At 59.4% G+C, this 18548-nt stretch carries 16 protein-coding genes; 13 read left to right on the top strand and 3 right to left on the bottom strand.

What is annotated here, in order from left to right; genetic code table 11:
- Positions 1 to 15 precede the first annotated feature (15 nt).
- The 13 genes from NITSA_RS05035 (at position 16) to NITSA_RS04975 (ending at position 15323) form a co-directional block, all read left to right on the top strand.
- Positions 16 to 2007, top strand: a complete 1992-nt coding sequence (locus tag NITSA_RS05035) for an alpha-amylase/4-alpha-glucanotransferase domain-containing protein (RefSeq protein WP_013553942.1) — start codon at positions 16 to 18, stop codon at positions 2005 to 2007.
- On the top strand, positions 1995 to 3008 hold the full coding sequence (gene galT, locus NITSA_RS05030) for a galactose-1-phosphate uridylyltransferase (protein ID WP_013553941.1): 1014 nt from the start codon (positions 1995 to 1997) through the stop codon (positions 3006 to 3008). The genes NITSA_RS05035 and galT overlap by 13 nt, the downstream gene beginning before the upstream one ends.
- Complete coding sequence (locus tag NITSA_RS05025; protein WP_013553940.1) at positions 2992 to 3768, top strand: ROK family protein; 777 nt, start codon at positions 2992 to 2994, stop codon at positions 3766 to 3768. Before galT ends, NITSA_RS05025 begins: the two co-directional genes overlap by 17 nt.
- Positions 3765 to 5216: a glycogen synthase GlgA gene (gene glgA / locus NITSA_RS05020; RefSeq protein WP_013553939.1), complete on the top strand. Its 1452-nt coding sequence runs from the start codon at positions 3765 to 3767 to the stop codon at positions 5214 to 5216. The genes NITSA_RS05025 and glgA overlap by 4 nt, the downstream gene beginning before the upstream one ends.
- The gene (gene glgB / locus NITSA_RS05015) at positions 5213 to 7126 is read left to right on the top strand and encodes a 1,4-alpha-glucan branching protein GlgB (RefSeq protein ID WP_013553938.1); all 1914 of its coding nucleotides are present in this window, start codon (positions 5213 to 5215) and stop codon (positions 7124 to 7126) included. The genes glgA and glgB overlap by 4 nt, the downstream gene beginning before the upstream one ends.
- Before the next feature lie 32 nt (positions 7127 to 7158).
- Positions 7159 to 8715: a cation:proton antiporter gene (locus tag NITSA_RS05010; protein ID WP_013553937.1), complete on the top strand. Its 1557-nt coding sequence runs from the start codon at positions 7159 to 7161 to the stop codon at positions 8713 to 8715.
- Entirely contained in the window at positions 8715 to 9812 is a 1098-nt protein-coding gene (locus NITSA_RS05005; RefSeq protein WP_013553936.1) for an SLC13 family permease, read from the top strand. Before NITSA_RS05010 ends, NITSA_RS05005 begins: the two co-directional genes overlap by 1 nt.
- A gap of 95 nt (positions 9813 to 9907) precedes the next feature.
- Entirely contained in the window at positions 9908 to 11188 is a 1281-nt protein-coding gene (locus NITSA_RS05000) for an NRAMP family divalent metal transporter (protein ID WP_013553935.1), read from the top strand.
- Positions 11189 to 11208: 20 nt separating this feature from the next.
- On the top strand, positions 11209 to 12231 hold the full coding sequence (locus NITSA_RS04995; RefSeq protein WP_013553934.1) for an AAA family ATPase: 1023 nt from the start codon (positions 11209 to 11211) through the stop codon (positions 12229 to 12231).
- A complete protein-coding gene (locus NITSA_RS10845; RefSeq protein WP_148224942.1) occupies positions 12228 to 12767 on the top strand; it encodes a hypothetical protein in 540 nt (179 codons plus the stop codon). Before NITSA_RS04995 ends, NITSA_RS10845 begins: the two co-directional genes overlap by 4 nt.
- 74 nt (positions 12768 to 12841) lie before the next feature.
- Positions 12842 to 13405, top strand: coding sequence for a DedA family protein (locus tag NITSA_RS04985; protein ID WP_223162234.1), 564 nt, complete (start codon positions 12842 to 12844; stop codon positions 13403 to 13405).
- Positions 13402 to 14049, top strand: a complete 648-nt coding sequence (locus tag NITSA_RS04980; protein ID WP_013553931.1) for a MarC family protein — start codon at positions 13402 to 13404, stop codon at positions 14047 to 14049. The genes NITSA_RS04985 and NITSA_RS04980 overlap by 4 nt, the downstream gene beginning before the upstream one ends.
- A complete protein-coding gene (locus NITSA_RS04975) occupies positions 14049 to 15323 on the top strand; it encodes a chloride channel protein (protein WP_013553930.1) in 1275 nt (424 codons plus the stop codon). Before NITSA_RS04980 ends, NITSA_RS04975 begins: the two co-directional genes overlap by 1 nt.
- 19 nt (positions 15324 to 15342) lie before the next feature.
- On the opposite strand, the gene NITSA_RS04970 is transcribed toward NITSA_RS04975, so the two are convergent.
- From NITSA_RS04970 to NITSA_RS04960, 3 genes are read right to left on the bottom strand one after another with little or no spacing between them, the layout of a single operon-like run.
- A complete protein-coding gene (locus NITSA_RS04970; protein ID WP_013553929.1) occupies positions 15343 to 15900 on the bottom strand; it encodes a hypothetical protein in 558 nt (185 codons plus the stop codon).
- A 35-nt stretch (positions 15901 to 15935) separates the two neighbouring features.
- Positions 15936 to 17192, bottom strand: a complete 1257-nt coding sequence (locus tag NITSA_RS04965) for a hypothetical protein (RefSeq protein ID WP_223162233.1) — start codon at positions 17190 to 17192, stop codon at positions 15936 to 15938.
- A complete protein-coding gene (locus NITSA_RS04960; RefSeq protein WP_013553927.1) occupies positions 17189 to 18532 on the bottom strand; it encodes an APC family permease in 1344 nt (447 codons plus the stop codon). The genes NITSA_RS04965 and NITSA_RS04960 overlap by 4 nt, the downstream gene beginning before the upstream one ends.
- Positions 18533 to 18548: the final 16 nt, after the last annotated feature.

Genomic DNA, 18548 nt, shown 5'->3' with positions numbered 1-18548 from the left:
AACTAAAGGAACCCGATGACTCGCCTGCTCTTCGGCCTGCATATGCACCAACCTGTGGAGAACCTGGACGAAGCGGTCTCCCGGGCGATCGAGCGCTGCTACGCTCCGCTCTTCGAAACCCTGGCACGCTATCCCGAGTTCAAATTCAGCCTCCACTGCAGCGGTTGGCTTTTGGAGAAACTGAAACGGGACGCTCCCGAAGTCTATGGCAATCTTAAGCGGCTCAGCGACGCCGGAGCCATCGAGTGGTTCAGCGCCGGCTACTACGAACCGATCCTCGCCTCCATCCCCTCATCGGACCGTCTCGAGCAGATCGGACGGCTCTCGAAGACCCTCGAAGCGGAGTTCGGGCAGACTCCCAGGGGCCTCTGGCTCACCGAGCGGGTCTGGGAGAACGGCCTGGTTGCGGACCTGCGCGCAGCGGGGGTCGAGTATGCGGTTGTGGACGACTACCATCTCATCGCCGCCGGCTTCGACCCCGAGGAGATCGAGGGCTATTTCCTCACCGAGGAAGGAGGCGAAAAGCTGGCTCTCTTCCCCATCTCCAAAGCCCTGCGCTACGCCATCCCCTTCCACGAAGCTCCGCAGAGCATCGAAGCGGTGGCGCAGCGAAAACTCGCCGTCATCTTCGACGACGCGGAGAAGTTCGGGCTCTGGCCCGAGACCCACGAATGGGTCTATACCAAAGGCTGGCTGAAAGCCTTCATCGAAGGAGTGCTCGCCGACGAGCGGATCGAGACGGCCCATTACGCCGATGCCCTAAATGAGCGGCCTACGGGCCTCGCCTATCTCCCCAATGTCTCCTATTACGAGATGGGGGAGTGGAGCCTCCGGGCCAAAGACACCCTGGAGCTGGAGAAACTGCAAAAGCGCTTCGACGAAGAGTATTTCGAAAAGGTGGGCATCAAATTCATCCGGGGCGGAATCTGGAAAAACTTCTTCGTTAAATACGAAGAGTCCAACCGCCTCCACAAGCGGATGCTTCAGATGAACCGACTACTACTCCCTGAAGAAAACCGGGAGGATCTCTACCGCCTCCAGTGCAACGACGTCTATTGGCACGGGGTCTTCGGCGGGCTCTACCTCCCCAACCTGCGGGACAACGCCTACCGCTATCTGGCCCGCTGCGAAAAGCTCCTCAAGCGCGAAACGAGCGTCGAGGACAGCGATTTCGACGGCTATGAAGAAAGCCGGGTCAACGACGGCACCTTCGTCTACCGTTTCTACGAACGCAGCGGCGGGCAGCTCATCGAGCTGCTCGATCTTGAAAGAGAGTTCAATTTCCAAAACACCCTCACCCGCCGCTACGAGGCTTACCACGAAGCGATCCTCAATCCTCCCGCTTCTTCAGCCCGGGAGTCGACGCAAGAGGAGCCGGAAAATGGGATCCGCACTATCCACTCCCTCCCCCACCGGGCCGACGAAGCGACTCTGCGGGAGCTGCACTTCGACTGGTACACCAAAAATTCCCTCATCGACCATATCTCCGATGAGCATTTCGACCGGGAGAGTTTCCGCTGCTGCACCTTCCGGGAGTTCGGCGATTTCGCCAACCAACCCTTCGAGATGCTCGCTCCGCTCCATTTCCGAAGGGAGGGCGGCCTCTATACCGAGCGGAAGCATCCCACGAGCCTCGAAAAGCGTTACAGCCTCGAAAAGGGCACCCTCCACTTCAGCATCGACTTACAGACCGAAGCGGAGGGGATCTACCGCTATGCCCTGGAGTTCAACCTCCACTTCGCCCACTACGATACGCTACGTATTCAGGGAAAATCTCTCAATGAGGGGCTGGAGATTCTGGGATCGGAATTTATGATCGAGGACCCCTACACCGGGCGCACCCTCACCCTGAGTTTCGACCGGGAGATGGAGGGATATTTCGTCCCCCTGCGCACCGTTTCCCAGGATGAGGCGGGTTACAGCCTCACGACCCAGGCCCTGAGCATCGCGATGGTGGCCCCTTTTGAATCGACGATGGAGCTGAAGGGATCTCTATGTCTGAGTTGAGATACGATCTGCTCCACGACGAATACATCCTCATCGCCCCGGAGCGGCTCCATCGGCCACTAAGCCTGCAGCGGGCCGCCGAGCCTCCCGAACCGGCGCTCTGCCCCTTTTGTCCCGGGCACGAGGATCTGACACCTCCGGAAATCTATGCTCTGAGGGACAGTAAAGGTTGGCACACCCGGGTCGTTCCCAACCGCTACAAAGCGGTGCAGATCGAAACCCCCTTCGAAGCCCATCGGGAAGGGGTCAACGAGCGCTGGGGCGGCTTCGGCGCCCACGAGATCGTCATCAATACACCCCGCCACGACGCCACCCTGGCCACGATGAGCGAGGAAGAGATCTTCGACTGGCTCTATACAGTCAGAGAAAGGGTGGCCGATCTGAGCCGGGATCAGAGATTGGTACAGATCGACTGCTTCAAAAACCACGGCTTGGCCGCGGGGGCCAGCCAGCCCCATCCCCACAGCCAGATCCTGGCCCTGCCGGTGATGAGCAAAGCCCAGAAAGCCCAGTTCCGACACGCCCACCGCTACTGGCGCGAGCATGGTCGCAGCCTCTATGAGGACATCATCGAACAGGAGAGCCGGGAAAGGACCCGCACCCTAATCGAAGGGGAGCGCTTCTTCAGCTATTGCCCTTACGCCTCCTCCTTCGCTTTCGAGAGCGTGATCCTCTCCCGAAATTGCGCCAATATCACGGAGTTGAACGAGGAAGCACTGCGGGAATTGGCCGCCACCGTCGGGCAGCTCTTCGTCCGTCTTCACCGGGAACTGGGACCCTTCGCCTACAACCTCCTTTTCATATTGCCCCCGGTGAACCGCAATTTCGAGAATGAAGAGTTCTTCGACGAGCTGCCCCGGCTGCACCGTTTCTATCTGCGCATCACCCCCCGCATCTATACCCTGGCGGGCTATGAACTGATGAGTCAATCGGCCATCAATCCCGTGGCCCCGGAGTTGGCGGCCGGGCGGCTCAGGAGCGACGATGAACCTAGCCGTTGACCTGGGCGGGACCTGGCTACGCTGGGAGATCCCCGGTAAAGACCGGGGACGTGTCGCCAGTGCAGAAGTCGATCCGACCGGCTATCTGAGGCGATTGATCGAAGAATACGGGATCGAAAAGGTCGCCATCTCCTTCGCCGGACAGGTGCACGAGAACCACATCCTCTCAGCCCCCAATATCGCCGAGGGTTTCGATCCCGCCGCTCTGGGGATCCCCTACCGCATCGAGAACGACCTCAAATGCGCCGCCCTGGCGGAGGGGCGCTATTGGGGGAGCGAAAGCCTCGTCGCCCTCTACTCCGGCACGGGGCTGGGGAGCGCCGCCCTGGAAAAAGGAAAGCTCATCCGCGGAGCGCACAACCTGGCCGGGGAGATCGGCCATGTCCCCTACCGCAAAGCCCCTTTTCGCTGCGGCTGCGGCAAGGACAATTGCCTGGAGCTCTACGCCTCGGGCAGCGGGATCGAGAAATGGGCGAAACATCTTCACATTGAAGCCTCTCTAGACCATCCCGAGATCCATGCCCTCTACAGCGAAGCCCTGCTCCACGCCTCGGCCACGGAGCTGACCCTTTTGAACCAAGAACTGCTGGTTCTGGGCGGCGGGGTGATCACCCACCGGCCCGCTTTGGTAGAATATCTGAAAGAACGTTTGCCCGACTATGCACCCTCCTTCGCTCTGGAGGGATGCCGCATCGAGCTTACCCGGCTCGAGAACGCCTCCCTGGAGGGGGCCAAGATCCTACTTGAAAGGTTTGTATGAAGATTCTCTTTTGCGCTTCGGAGATGACCCCCTTCGCCAAGACCGGCGGTTTGGCCGATGTGGCTGCCGCCCTGCCCAAATATCTGGCCAAGGCCGGCCACGAAGTGATGGTGGTGATCCCCCGCTACTACACCATCGATCGCAATGAACTGGACTTCGCCCTGGGGAACCTGGGCGTGCCGATGGGACCGCTGGGGACCCTCTGGGCCGGGGCCTACCATACGCGCCACGAAGGAGTGGATGTCTACTTCATCGACTACGAAGAGTATTTCGGCCGCAACGGCTTCTATAGCGACGAGAACGGCTTCGCCTATCCCGATAATGACCGGCGCTTCATCTTCTTCTCCCGGGCGGCCCTGGAGTTGGCGCGGGCTTTGGATTTCCGCCCTGATATCGTCCATGCCAACGATTGGCACACGGCTCCCCAGCCCATCTGGCTCAATACCCTGCTGCGCCACGACCCCTTCTTCGAGCGCACCGCTTCGATCTTCACCATCCACAACCTCCAACACCAGGGGATCTTCGACAAGAGTGCACTAGCCTATCTGGAGCTAGGAGAAGAGCACTTCAACCCCTTCGAGCTGGAAGCCCTGGGAGCGCTTAATCTCCTTAAAGGGGCGGTCTATCACGCCGACAAGATCACGACCGTCAGCCCCACCTACGCCAAAGAGATCCAGACGCCGGAGTTCGGCTTCGGACTGCAGGATCATATCCGTGCCCACGCCTACAAACTCACCGGCATACTCAACGGTGTCGACTACGACGAGTGGAACCCCGCCCACGACCCCTATCTGCCAGCAAACTATGATCGGGGTGCCATGGAGGGCAAGGCGATTTGCAAGCGGGAGTTGCAGCGGGAGATGGGACTTGAAGAGCGTGACGACCTGCCCCTCATCGGCTTCGTGGGGCGCTTCGCCGAGCAGAAGGGGATCGAACTGATCGCCGGGGCGATGCCTCGGATGCTCCATTTGAGCGCCCAGTGGGTCTTTCTGGGCAGCGGGGAGAAGTGGGCCGAGGGCTTCTTTTCCGATCTGGCGGGGCGCTACGGCCAGGTGGCCGCCTACATCGGCTATTCCAATCCCCTCTCCCACCGCATCGAAGCGGGGGCGGACCTCTTTTTGATGCCGAGCCTCTTCGAACCCTGCGGGCTCAACCAGATCTACTCCCTGCGCTACGGCACCCTCCCCATCGTCCGGGCCGTGGGCGGGCTGGATGACACCATCGAGAATTACGACCCCGCCACGGGCCGCGGCAACGGCTTCAAATTCCACGACCCGACCAAAGAAGCCCTGGAAGGAACCGTAAGCTGGGCGGTGGATACCTGGCTTCACAACAAAGAGGCGATCGCCCGGATGCAGGATTATGCGATGAGCCTGCGCTTCAGCTGGGAGCGAAGCGCCAAAGAGTATGAAAAGGTCTACGAGGCGGCCCTGGAGTGCAAACGATGATCCATTATGACGTGACCCGTTTCACCGAGACCGATATCTACCTCTTCCGCGAAGGGACCCATACCAAGCTCTACGAGAAGTTCGGCGCCCACTTTATGGAACGGGAAGGGACCGAGGGGGTCTATTTCGCCGTCTGGGCACCCCACGCCAAGCGTGTGAGCGTCGTCGGGGATTTCAACCACTATGACCCCCGCACCCATTCCCTGAAAAAACGGGAAGACGGCAGCGGGATCTGGGAAGGTTTCATCGAAAGCATCTCCCAGGGGGTCACCTACAAATACCACATCCGTACTCCCTACGATACGGAGCTCTACAAAGCCGACCCCTTCGCCTTTGCCACCGAGCGCCCGCCCAACTCCGCTTCGAAGGTCTGGTGCCTGGAAGGCTACCTCTGGGAGGATGAGGCGTGGATGGAGCAGCGGGCCAAAAGCTCCCTCCATCAGGCCCCGATGAACATCTATGAAGTCCACCTGGGCTCCTGGCGCCGCCATTTGGATGGCAGCTACCTGAGCTACGAAGAGGCAGCCGAGGCGCTGGCGGAGTATTTGACCGAGATGAACTACACCCACGTGGAGCTGATGCCCATCACCGAATACCCATTCAAAGGTTCCTGGGGCTATCAGGTCAGCGGCTACTTCGCTCCCACCGCCCGCTTCGGCACCCCCCAGGAGTGTATGGCCCTCGTCGACCGCCTCCACGCCGCGGGGATCGGGGTGATCATGGATTGGGTCCCCTCCCACTTCGTCACCGACGGCCACGGGCTCATCGCCTTCGATGGGACGGCTCTCTACGAATACGAAGACCCCCGCAAGGGCTACCATCCCGAGTGGAAGAGCGCCGTCTTCGACTACGGCAAGGGGGAGGTGCGCTCCTTTCTCATCTCATCGGCCCATTTCTGGCTCGACTATTACCACATCGACGGCATCCGGGTCGATGCCGTCGCCTCGATGCTCTACCTCGACTACGCCCGCAAAGAGGGAGAGTGGGTCCCCAACATCCACGGCGGCAACGAGAACCTTGAGGCGATCGAGTTCCTGCGCATGCTCAACGCCAGCTGCTACGCCGACTTCCCCGGCATTGCTATGATCGCCGAGGAGTCCACCGCCTTCCCGGGGGTCACCCGTCCGGTGGACGCGGGCGGACTCGGCTTCGGCTTCAAATGGAATATGGGCTGGATGCACGACACCCTAAAATATTTCAAGACTGACCCCCTCTTTCGCAAATACCACCACAATCGGATCACTTTCAGTATGTGGTATGCCTACGACGAAAATTTCATCCTTCCGCTTAGCCACGACGAAGTGGTGCATATGAAGGGCTCGCTGCTGAACAAAATGCCCGGCGACACCAATCAGAAGTTCGCCAACCTGAGAGCCCTCTTCGGCTATATGATCTCCCATCCGGGCAAAAAGCTCCTCTTTATGGGCGGGGAGATCGGGCAGTGGAAGGAGTGGGACTACGAGGATCAGCTGGAGTGGTATCTGCTGGAGAATCCCCTCCACGCCGGGCTTCAGAGTATGCTTGCCACCCTCGACCGCCTCTATCGGGAGCATCCCGCCCTTTACGCCTGGGATGAAAAGCGCGAAGGCTTCGAATGGATCAACGAGCGCGACGCCGAGCGCAGTGTGCTGAGCTACCTGCGCCGAGGGCCGGGAGAAGAGATCCTGGTGGTCTGCAATTTCGCCGACGCCCGCCACGAAGGGTATCTGCTCCCCCTCCCCGAAACCTCGGAATGGGAGCCCCTCTTTTCGACCCAGGATCCCCAGTGGCAGGGCTGGGAAGCCCCGCCCTCCGAGACGCTGCAGAGCCGCCCCGAAGCCTGCTGCGGGCGGGAACACTCCCTACGCCTGGATCTGCCGGCGCTGGGAGTGCTCTATTTTCGCCGAGCCTCTACCGGAGAGGACCGTTGAGTCTGAAGATAATTCGAGCCTAGAGGAGTCCTATGAGCTACGAGAGTGCGATCCTCATTCTCTTCGTCGTCGCGTCTATTGTCGCCGTCGCCGCACGCCGCATCAATCTTCCCTATACCATCGCCCTTATGGCCGTGGGCATCGGTCTGGGAGCATTGCATCTGCTCAACGCTCCCCACCTGACCCAACAGCTCCTTTACGACATCTTCCTGCCACCCCTGATCTTCGAAGCGGCCATCCACCTCAAGGCAGAAGATCTCCGCCGTGATTTCTGGCCCATCGCCACCCTGGTCGTTCCCGGCGTCATCTTCTCCACCCTCGCCACAGCCGCGGTGATGATCCCCATCAGCCAGCATATTCCCCATCTTCACGGGCTCAACTGGGCGGTGGGGATTCTCTTCGGCGCGGCGGTGGCGGCAACCGACCCGGTGGCCGTCGTCGCCCTTTTCAAACGCCTGGGAGTCCCCCAGCGCCTGCGCATCCTTGTGGAAAGCGAAAGCCTGCTCAACGACGGTACCGCCATCGTCATCTTTATGATCGCCTGGAGTTATGTGCACGGGGACCTCTCCACTCCGAGCGATGCTGCACTGGAGTTCTTCCGTGTAGTGGGGCTGGGCCTTATCGTCGGAACGATCGTGGGCTTTCTGACGGCAGTGGCCATGCAGAACCTCGACGACGCCATGATTGTCATCACCCTCACGACCGTGGCGGCCTACGGCTCCTTCCTTATCGCCGAGCACCTGAACGTCTCAGGGGTCATGAGCACCGTCGCCGCCGGCCTGGTGGTGGGGCAGCGGGGCTTTGCCAACACCCTCTTCCCCTCCATCCGTCTCAGCACCGAAAGCTTCTGGGAATACATCGCCTTTGCTATGAACTCCCTGATCTTTCTGTTGATGGGCCTGGCCATCGACCTCAAAATGCTCTGGGACCTCTGGCCTTTCGTTCTGCTGGCCTATTTCGCCATGATGGTGGCCCGCTTCGTCATCGTCACGGGCACCTGGGCAATCTTCTATCCCACGAAAGAGCGCTTCCCCTTCAATTGGGCCCTGATCCTGGGCTGGGGTGGATTGCGGGGCGCCCTCTCTATGGTCCTGGCCCTCTCCCTGCCCGACAGCTTCATCTACAAAAATCTCATCGTCACCCTCGTTTTCGGAGTGGTGCTCCTGGCCCTTTTCATCCAGGGGCTCAGTATGGCTCCGGTGCTGCGCGGGTTGGGATTGGTCTCCCCGATTTCGGAGATCCGTGAATATGAAAAGCTCAAGACCGAGATCACCCTGTTGCACAACACTATGGACCGTATCGACCGCCTGCGCAAGCGCCATATGATCAGCGCCCAAAGCGCCCAAGCCCTCGAAGACGCCTTCCAGAAACAGATCGATACGGTGCTGCAGAAACTCCAGAAGGCCACCCCCGACAAAGAGGCGCTGCTCAAAGAGGAGCTCCTGCGCACCAAACGCCGCCTGCTGATGGATCAGAAAAACGACCTTTTGGAACTCTACCGCAACGGCACCATCGACTACCTCACCTACGAAACGGTCAAAAACGAGCTCGACGGCGAAATCTTCGCCCTGGAAAACGAAGGGGCCTAGTGAAATCGGATCTCCTGAAAAGAGGCGGAAGGACCCTGCTCGCTCTCCTCGCCAAAGAATGGCTCTTTTTCATCGCGGCGCTGGGCCTGATCGCCACGACAGTCGCCGTGGGCCATTTGCCCAAAGTCTCGGAGCGGGATCTCACACCGATCCTCCTGCTCTGGGGATTTTTCGTCACCCTGAAAGGCATCGAGAACAGCCGGGCGCTCTGTCATGCCAGTTGCCGACTCGAGAGGCTTCCGGCCCTGGGGCCCAGCCTGGTCCTCATCGCCCTGCTTCTTGGAATGTTCCTCACCATCGATGTGGCTCTGGTCACCCTCGTGCCCCTTCTTTTCGCTATGCGTCTCTCCCGCCGGAACCTGATGATCCTTCTCGCCTCCTTCGCCGCCCATATCGGTGCGGCGCTCTTCCCCTTCGGCACGCCGCAGAATCTCTTCATTTATGCCCATTACCAGCCGGGACTTCTTCCTTTCCTCCAAACCATCGCCCCCTTCGTCCTGGGGATGACGATCCTGTTACTCGCTGCGGTCTCTTTCGCCGGTGTCCGGCGGCTCTCTACGCTCTCCCGTCAGCCCGAACGCCCCCTCAAACCGATCCACACCGTCCTCTATTTAGTCTTTTTCCTTCTGCTGGTCCTGGCGGTGATCGGTCTTCTTCCCTGGGGGGTCGTTCTCCTGCCGCTGCTTTATGCCTGGCTCTTCGACCTCGAGAGTCTCCGTGTGGATTATTTCCTGCTCCTGACTTTCGTGCTCTTTCTGGCCCTCTCTGCCAATGTGCACGAGCTGATCGCCCCCTGGGTCCATCGGCCCCATCACATCTTTCTCCTCGCCGCAGCTATGAGCCAGCTGATCAGCAACGTTCCAACCACGCTGCTCCTTCAGCCGATCACCCCCTATTGGCAAGCCCTGCTCTGGGGCAGTAACGTCGGAGGCTTCGGCACCCCGATCGCCGCGCTGGCCAATCTCATTCTCCTGCGCCTCTACCGCCAATATCACGGAACGATCGACGGGAGGTTCTGGTCCCTCTTTCTCATCGGGAACCTTCTGATTCTCGCTGCCGGGATCGGCCTCTACTTTCTCCTCCATCTCATCCGATGAGGCACAGGATAGATAGAAGGAGAGTGTGAAAAGGGTAAAATCAGGGCAGAGGAGCGAAACCTTCGTTTCGTTCCCCGGATAAAGGAGAAGAGAATATGTCCGAGGCCCAGCGGTTCCCCGCGACCCCTTCACCATTCAAAGCACGTATCCGAGCCGATATTGAGAAGAACCGTCAAAGGCTCGAAGAACTGGGCCCGGGCATCATCACCGGCGGCGCGGGAGACGACCCGGCGGGGATCGTCACCTATACCGTCGTGGGCGCCACAACCGGCTTCAGCCAGCTCTGGCTGCTCCTGCTCTCGACCCCGATGATGATCGCCATCCAGGATATGGTCGCCCGCATCGCCATCGTGACGGGCAAGAGCCTGCCGGAGATCACCACCGCTTTTTACTCGAAAAAGCTCACCGTCCTTATGGTCACCTTACTGGCCATCGCCAACATCCTCACCATCGGTGCCGATCTCAACGCCATCGCCGTCATCTTCCATATCATCAGCGGCTACCCCACCGTCACTTTCCTCATCCCCATCACGGCACTGATCGCCTACCTCGTGACCTTCGGGCGCTACGCTACGGTCAAAAAGGTGCTCATCGGCCTCACGGCGGTGCTGGGGGTCTATATCCTCTCGGCCATCCTGGCCAGGCCGCCGCTGCTCGAAGTCCTCGAAAACACGTTTATCCCCCATATCGAACCCTCCTCCACCTGGACCATCGCCGCGCTCGGGATGCTGGGGACCACCATCTCCCCCTATCTGCTCTTTTGGCAGGCTTCCGAAGAGCACGAAGAGAAAAAGAGTGTCGTCCAGGCGGATGAGGTGAGCTTCGATACTCTGGTAGGGATGATCTGGTCGAATCTCCTGGCCTACTGTATGATCGTCGCCGGAGCCGCCATGCTCTACGGGACCCATGCGCAGATCCAGGATGTCAGCACCCTGGCCGCCGCCCTCGAGCCGGCCGCAGGGCGCTACGCCTTCGCCCTCTTCGCTTTGGGCGTCATCGTTTCGGGTTTTCTCGCCATCCCGGTCCTGGCGGGCTCCACCGCCTATGCCGTAGCCGATACTTTCGGCTGGAGAGAGGGGATGGACAACAAGGTCAGTGACGCCAAGGGCTTCTACATCGTCTTCGTCGGCGCCCTGATCGTGGGCGACATCATCGATATGAGTCACGCCCTCTCCGTCGTCGATGCCCTCTACTACTCCCAGGTCCTCGACGGGATGCTCATCCCCGTGCTCATCGGCATCGCCCTTCTGATCGCCAACAACCGCACTATCATGGGCGAATACCTCCCCAGTCGATGGAGCAATGTCTTCGCCATTTTCGCCCTGCTGGTCACCCTTGCGCTGACCGGGGTGATGCTGTGGCAATGGATCGGCTAAAAAATAATGAAGGAGAAGCGATGATCTGCGAACTCGGTTTGGAGAACTTCACCATTTTTCGGGGCAGGCACCGTATCGGCTTCGTCCCGGGGCTCAATGTGGTCATCGGGGAGAACGGCTCGGGCAAGAGCCACCTTCTCAAGCTTGCCTATACCCTGGCGACCGCCGGTACGCGCTCTCGGTTTGCGGACACCGATCTTTCCGAGAGGATCGCGGATCGATTGATGGCAGTCTTTCGCCCCGATATCCTGGGCCATCTCGTGGGATGGCGGGAGAGTGAACGCCCCTGCCATATCACAGTATCCTTCGATCAAGAGAGCTTTTCGCTCAGCTTCACAGCCAAAAGCCGCCACAGGCTCAGCCTGGATCGCGTCCCCCGCTCACTCCCCGAAACGGTGCCGCTCTTCCTCCCCACGGCGGAAGTCCTCACGGGCTATCAAGGCTTTTTGGACTTGGCGGAGCGAAAAGAGCGGGCCTTCGATGCCACCTATTACGATCTGGCAGCGGCCATCGACCATCCTCCCACAGAAGCGGTCGATGAAAAAATGAGCGGGTTGCAACGCCGCATCGAAGGGATGATCGGCGGAACGGTCCACAGAGAGCAGGAACGTTTCTACCTCCACTCCCCACGATACGGCAAGCGGGAGATGACCCTGGCGGGCGAAGGGGTCGCCAAACTCGCCACCATCGCCCGGCTCATCCAAAACGGAACTTTACGCCCCGGAAGCCTGCTCTTCTGGGATGAACCCGAAACCAACCTCAACCCCAAACTCCTGCGGCAGGTCGCCGATATATTGATGTCGCTGGCTCTGCAGGGGGTCCAGGTGCTGCTCAGCACCCACAGCCTCTTTCTGCTGCGGGAGATCGAGATCCTCTCCCATCGCAAAAGCTTCGCCAAGCTGCCGAGCCACTACATCGCCCTTGGCTACGATGCCAAACACCGCCTTACCCTCCAGGAGAGCGATTCTTTGGAAAAGGTCACCCCTCTGGTGACCCTGGACGAAGCGCTCAGCCAGGCCGACCGCTATCTGGAGCTGGAGTGAGCATGCCGGTCATCGCCGAAGGGACACCCCCCACCCGATTGGTCTTTACCTTTCCCGAGGATTGGCGGGTCAGCAAGTTCGACGCCAGCTCTTTCTACCGCGACCGGGTCCAGTGGCTCGAAGGGATGAAAGCCGTGGATATCCTCGCGGCCCACGACGATCTGCTCCAACTCATCGAGATCAAGGATTTCCGGGGCCACAGCCGACAGAATCTCGCCAAGCAGCAAAACGGACGGCTCCTCAACGATGTCGCCAAAAAATTCGTCGACACCTTCGCCGCGATGATCGGGGCCAAACGGCTGGGCCTCGAAGAGTTCGCCCCCTTTTACACGCTGCTCTGCACTCGGGAAGAGGCGAAAGTGGAAGTGATCCTCTTTCTCGAACGGGATCTCTCCGAAAAAGCCCTGCGCCATTACAAACTCACCCTGGCCGACCTCACCCTCAAACTGCGGCACCTCATGAGCGCCTATAATGTCCGCTGCCGGGTCCTGGACCGTAGGCATCTTCCCGCTTCGACCCCCTGGAAAGTAAAATGAGCATCGTTACGTTATCATTGCGATAACTCTTTCCAAAGGTTTGTCCCGTGCTTCTTCAACTCTTCAGTCTTCCTGTGTTCGTCTTGATGAAATACGGATATGTCGCCCTCTTCATCTGGAGTATTATGGAAGGGGAGATCGGACTGATGCTCACCGGATGGCTCATTTCCCAGGGGGAAGTGTTCACCTTCGACAAAGCCTATCTCGTCGCCATCGCCGGTGCCTTCATCGGGGACAATGCCGTTTTCCTTTTCGGGAGGCTCTTCGAGAAAAAAGCGCTCCATTGGCTGGAGAAACGCCCCGGCCGCCGGGAACAGGTCGTCGCCTGGTTCCAGAAATGGGGCTCCTGGCTCATCGTCTTCGAGCGTTTCATCTACGGCACCCACATCCCCGCTCTGCTCACCGTGAGCATGTCGGGCTACTCTTATATGAAGTTCCTCTTCTACGACATCATCGGCATTCTGCTCTGGGCCGCCGCGTTCCTCTCCATCGGCTACTTCTTCGGCCAGCAGGCAATCGAACTGATCCTTTTCGCCCAGAAGAATATCGTGCTGGTCCTTTTTGTCATCATCATCTTCCTGGTCCTCTTCATCGCGCAAAAAGACGAAGAGGAGGATTCAGAAAAAGATTCCCAATGATCACGCAGCTCATCAGCCCCCTGATCCATGACACCATCGCCCTCGTCACCATCCTCAACCCCATCGCCGCGGCGGGGATTATGGTCTCGATGATCACGCCTCCCACCCCGGCCAATATCCGTCCCGTCGCCGCACGGGCCACGCTGACCGTGTTGATCGCTTCACTCGTGACCCTTTTCACCGGAGAGTTCATCTTCAAACTTTTCGGCATCAATGTCTACTCCGTCAAGGTCATCGGCGGGATCATCCTGATGATGATCGCGATGAATATGGCCGCCGGGCAATCGACCAAAACCCGACACACCCCCGAAGAGCGGGCCGAAGCCCAGGAAAAAGAGGATATCTCCATCATCCCCCTGGGAATCCCCATTCTCTTCGGCCCCGGGGTCATCGCCACCATCGTCGTGCTCGACACCCACGGCAGGGAGCTTTTCAGCCCCTGGGTCTCTTACGCCCTGATCAGCGTCGCGATCCTCCTCGCCTCCCTGACGGTCTATCTCGTGCTGCGTAATGCCGGGGTCATCAGCCGGACGCTGGGAGTCACCGGGATGAAGATCATGACCCGGATCATGGGGCTCATCGTCGGGGCGATCGCCGCCCAGTTCCTCATCGGCGGGGTCAAGAGCCTCTGGATGGGGCACTGATGCAGATACCGGACCGCCCGCTCCCCTTTCGGATTCTGGGGCTCGGCATCCTCGTCGGCCTCTCCAGCGGTCTGGCCATCTCCTTTTACGTCCTGCTTACCGAGGCCGTCACCCATCTCTTCTACGGTCCCGATCCCCTCGTCGATACCCGTAAGTTGCCTCTGTGGTATCTCTACCTCGTCCCCACGGCTGCGATCCTTCTGGTCCAACGGCTCATCGCCCTGGACCCCTCCGTGCGGGAGTACGGGGTGGCCGAGATCGCCCAGGCGGTGCAGGAGAACCGCTACACCATCACCCTCAAGGGGCTCGTGCTCAAAATCATCGCCTCGGTGCTCTCCCTAGCCAGCGGTTTCAATGTGGGAAACGAGGGGCCCTCCGCCGCCATCGGCGCTATGATCGCCTACCGTTTCAACCGGCTCTTTCATCTGCCCGGAAAATTCGTAACCCTCATCATCAGCCTCGGGGCCAGCAGCGGGATCGCCGCCGTCTTCGTCTCTCCCGTCACCGGCATCACCTTCGCCCTGGAGAACATCGCCTATGAATTCCTCAACCGCCGGATGGGCCCCATCATCCTCGGCGCCTCTCTTGCCTTCGGCGTTGCCTACCTCTTCCTCAAGCCCCTGGTCTTCCACTACTCCATCGGCCGGCACTTCGATTACAGTTACCTCCTCGGCAGCCTGCTCTTCATCCCGGTGATCCTGATCTTTCTCTTTCTCTACCTGGCGCTGAAAAAGTGGCTGCTGCTCTTCCTCGACCGCTTCGTCGCTTCACGTGCGGGTCGATATCGGGACCTCTTCTTCGCCCTGCTGGGGGGCGCGACGGTGGGGACGCTACTCTGGCAAGCACCCATCGCCGCTTTTTCGGGGCACGAGATGGTCGCCGCCCTCATCAACGGCACCATCCCCATCTCCCTAAAACTTCTGCTCCTGGTCGTTCTGCTACGGATCCTGGGCACGGCCCTGGCCATCTACGCCAACGCCGTCGGCGGGCTCTTTTTGCCGCTGATGAGCATCGGCGCCCTCATCGGATACGGTTACGGAGAAGCCCTGCAGCTCTATGCCGGGATCCCGGTGCACTCCTATGCCTTCGCCGCCATCGGCGCTTCGGTCTTTATGGGTGTGGTGATGCGCCTGCCTCTAACCGCCGTGGTCCTGGCTCTGGAGATCACCTACGATTACAACATCATCGTCCCCACCGCCGTCACCGTGGTCCTGACCGGCTTTTTGATGGACCGGATCTTCCATATCCGGAAATTGGCCGCCAACGAGGTTTGATCCCTCTTCCTTAGCGGGATCAGCGCTCTTCACCCTCTTTTTTGAGCTCTTCTCTCAGCTTTTTCCAGCGTTTCATCAGATCCTTGCCGTCGCCATAGCGCATAAAGTGCCAATAACGTGTCGGCACACCCCGCACACGTCGTGAATGGCGGATGGGGCACCAGAACTCCTCGGTCCGGGAAGCGATCTCCCGCACATAGTCGATGAGGCCGTTGAAATAGCCGCAGTAGGCGCAGTTGAGTTTTTGCAGGGCGTTGAGATAGGGCAGCCGGTGACGGTCGATCACGATGTAATCACTGCGCCGCACCTTGGGGATGCCATAGATAGGAAAACAGACCGCCTGATAGATCGTCACGCAACAATCGAGGATCACTGCCGGGACGATCATCCCGTAGATCACGGGGGCGCTTAGCCAATAACTGATCTTCCCGCGCCGGATGTAGTCCCAAAGTCCGATCCGTTCCGTGGCAAAATCGCAGCTGACCTTATCCTCTTCGTTCTTGAGTTCACGATAGAGTTCCTTTTCCGTTTCCCGTAACCTCTCCGTCAACTCCCTGACCCGCTCACGATTTACCATTCCCTCTCCTCTATATTCATTTTCTTTGATCAGGATCAACCGCCCGCGGGGATTCCGAAGATCACGACCGTGGCGGCTAGCGAAGCCACCAGGGCGAAGCCGAAGAATTTGGGCCAGCGATGGGGGATATCCTCGTGTTTGGCGGCCGTGAGGGCCGCTACCATACTCTGGAGCATATAGTAGACCGCGAAGGCCTGGGACGCGTAGGTGATGATCTGGAAGATATTGGAGCTCCAGACGATGAGGATCCCGCCCACCGCGATGATGATATAGCCGGTGTTGACGGTGATCTTGCGCTTGCTCAGCTCTTCGAATAGCCCCGCACCCCCCTGGGCATCGGCGATGGCGGCATCGAACTGGGCGATGAGCGCCAGGGCCAGGAGCATCACGGGCAGGACCGTCGCAACATGACGTGAAAGGGTGATGATAGCGGTATCCTGGCCCTCCGGAGGCAGAGGATAGTTGAAATAGTAGAGCATCAAGGTAATGTAGACGATATAGATCCCCGCGCTGATCCACTGGGCATAGCGCATCGTACGGATCCGCAGCATCGGAGGGAACTTATCGCCCAGATAGCGGGAAGTCTCGAAGCCCTGCACCACGATGAGCATCCCCAGGACGATCCGCCAGTCGTGCAGCGTGGGTTCCTTGACCGGAGGCAGATGCCAGAGCTGCTGTGCCCAGGCGTGATAGTTGCCGTAGGCCAGGCCCGCCAGCAAACCTCCGATGATCCCCAGCTTGACCGCTTCGAAGCGGCCGAGAAAATTGAAACCCCGGTAGCGGCCATAGACGGCAATGAAAATCAAAATGGCGGTCGTGATGGTGTGGGAGAGAATGGGATTGACCACATTGACCCCCCGCAGGGCAAAATCCCCGAAGAGAGCCAGATAGTAGGTCACAGAGACCACATAGGCAAAAGCCAGGGCCCACTGGGAGAGGATCTCCAGGGTATGAGGAGCGGGATGGAGGGTCCCGGCGGCCAGTTTGGGTTCGACGTGATGGATGTTGAAACGGATCGCCGCGCCGATGAGATAGGCCACGGTAACGAGCCCCGTCATCGCAAAGGGGGCATAGACCCCCATACTCATCTGCAAAATAGGCGCCACCACCAGAAAACCGCTCCCGATGATGGAAGCCAGCGGGATTGCCGTCGCCGCCCACCAGGAGCTCTTCTCGATCGGTTTGGCGAAAAGCAGCAGGGTCAGGACCAAAGTCGTAGCGATAACGATGAAGTTGGGGATCAGGATCTCACGGTTCGCCACCGCGTAGTGGATCATTTGTGACGTGCTCATATCTTTTTCTCATCCTCCCAGCGTTTGAAATTGAAGAGGTCCACCACCTGGCGGGTGACGATACGCTTTGTAAAGATCCGCAGGCTCACCTCGACCAAAAAGCAGAGGACGAAGGCCCCCAGCAGATAGTAGCCGATAGCCGGATCATGAAGCCGGGTGTAGTGGAGGGTCAGCGCAGTGATCGTGAACATCGCCGCCGCCGCCAAAAAGACCAGCACACCGTTGGCTCCGGTCTCTTTGAGCCGCATCAGATGCCCGATATGAGTCAGCCCCTGCACGATCAGCACCGACAGGGCCGCGACCGTCGTCACTTCCGAAAGGTCAAAGAAAAGAATCATCGGCACAATAAGCAGCGAACTGATGATGAGCCCTTCGTTGGATTGAAAGACGTTGTAGCTGTAGACCTTGGGGAGGTTTCCTTCTTTGGCCATGGTATAGCTGATCTCCGCCGTGGCATAGAGGGAAGCGTTGATGGCCGAAGCGGTCGAAAGCAGCGCCGTCGCCGCCATCACTTTGAAGCCCAGCACGCCAAAGACCGGTTTGGCCGCTTCCGCCAGGGTGTAATCTTTTGCCTTGATCACTTCGGGAAGAGGAAGGTTCCCCAGGACCGCCACGGCGGTCAGGACATAGAGCGCCATCACGATCAGGATCGCCCCGATCATCGCCCGCATCATATTACGGGCCGGGTTCTCCATATCTTCGACCGTATTGGTAATGACGCTGAAACCCTGATAGGCGAAGAAGGTCAAGCCAATGGCATAGAGCATATTCATAATCGGCGGCATCTTTTTTGCACTGAGCAGTGCCGGGTCAATATGCCAGGCCGCCGCCACAGCAAAGACGGTGAGGATGGTCACCTTGATGATGACCAGGAGGTTCTCCGACTTGGCGACGAAGGTGGCCCCGATAAGGTTGATGAGCAGGAAGAAGCCCACGATCCCCAGGGCAAAGGCATTGACGATGGAGGGGGTGTTCTGCGCGTGGAGGAAGGTAGCGGCGTAGGTGCCGAAGCTCTTGGCCACGGCAGCGATGGCAACCAGGCCGGCGAAGTAAAAAAGCACACTTGCCGAACCGGAGAAGACCCCTTCGCCGTAGCCCTGCACCAAATACTCGACGATCCCGCCCCTGGAGGGATAACGAAGAGCCAGTTTGGCCAGGGAGTAGCCGCTCAGCAGCGCGGCGATCCCGCCGAAGATGAAGGAGAGCCAGACGATATTCCCGGCGATGGCCCCCGCTTCGCCGATGACGATGAAGATCCCGGCCCCCACCATCGAACCGATGCCGATGAAGATGGCACTCCAAAGTCCGAAGGCCTTTTTCTCTTTGCCCGATCCGCCCATCGAAGCCTCCCCTGAT

It is taken from the genome of Nitratifractor salsuginis DSM 16511 (genome assembly GCF_000186245.1).
GTDB lineage: Bacteria > Campylobacterota > Campylobacteria > Campylobacterales > Sulfurovaceae > Nitratifractor > Nitratifractor salsuginis.
Note: the sequence above shows the minus strand (reverse complement) of the source record. Positions and strands in the feature narration are given on the sequence as shown.

What these genes read in the sequence shown, in the direction of transcription:
- NITSA_RS04995 (WP_013553934.1), top strand. Translation starts at nt 11,209, where the DNA reads ATGATCTGCGAACTCGGTTTGGAGAACTTCACCATTTTTCGGGGCAGG.
- NITSA_RS05010 (WP_013553937.1), top strand. Translation starts at nt 7,159, where the DNA reads ATGAGCTACGAGAGTGCGATCCTCATTCTCTTCGTCGTCGCGTCTATT.
- glgA (WP_013553939.1), top strand. Translation starts at nt 3,765, where the DNA reads ATGAAGATTCTCTTTTGCGCTTCGGAGATGACCCCCTTCGCCAAGACC.
- glgB (WP_013553938.1), top strand. Translation starts at nt 5,213, where the DNA reads ATGATCCATTATGACGTGACCCGTTTCACCGAGACCGATATCTACCTC.
- NITSA_RS04965 (WP_223162233.1), bottom strand. Translation starts at nt 17,192, where the DNA reads ATGAGCACGTCACAAATGATCCACTACGCGGTGGCGAACCGTGAGATC.
- NITSA_RS05000 (WP_013553935.1), top strand. Translation starts at nt 9,908, where the DNA reads ATGTCCGAGGCCCAGCGGTTCCCCGCGACCCCTTCACCATTCAAAGCA.
- NITSA_RS04980 (WP_013553931.1), top strand. Translation starts at nt 13,402, where the DNA reads ATGATCACGCAGCTCATCAGCCCCCTGATCCATGACACCATCGCCCTC.
- NITSA_RS04970 (WP_013553929.1), bottom strand. Translation starts at nt 15,900, where the DNA reads ATGGTAAATCGTGAGCGGGTCAGGGAGTTGACGGAGAGGTTACGGGAA.
- NITSA_RS05035 (WP_013553942.1), top strand. Translation starts at nt 16, where the DNA reads ATGACTCGCCTGCTCTTCGGCCTGCATATGCACCAACCTGTGGAGAAC.
- NITSA_RS04960 (WP_013553927.1), bottom strand. Translation starts at nt 18,532, where the DNA reads ATGGGCGGATCGGGCAAAGAGAAAAAGGCCTTCGGACTTTGGAGTGCC.
- NITSA_RS04975 (WP_013553930.1), top strand. Translation starts at nt 14,049, where the DNA reads ATGCAGATACCGGACCGCCCGCTCCCCTTTCGGATTCTGGGGCTCGGC.
- galT (WP_013553941.1), top strand. Translation starts at nt 1,995, where the DNA reads ATGTCTGAGTTGAGATACGATCTGCTCCACGACGAATACATCCTCATC.
- NITSA_RS05025 (WP_013553940.1), top strand. Translation starts at nt 2,992, where the DNA reads ATGAACCTAGCCGTTGACCTGGGCGGGACCTGGCTACGCTGGGAGATC.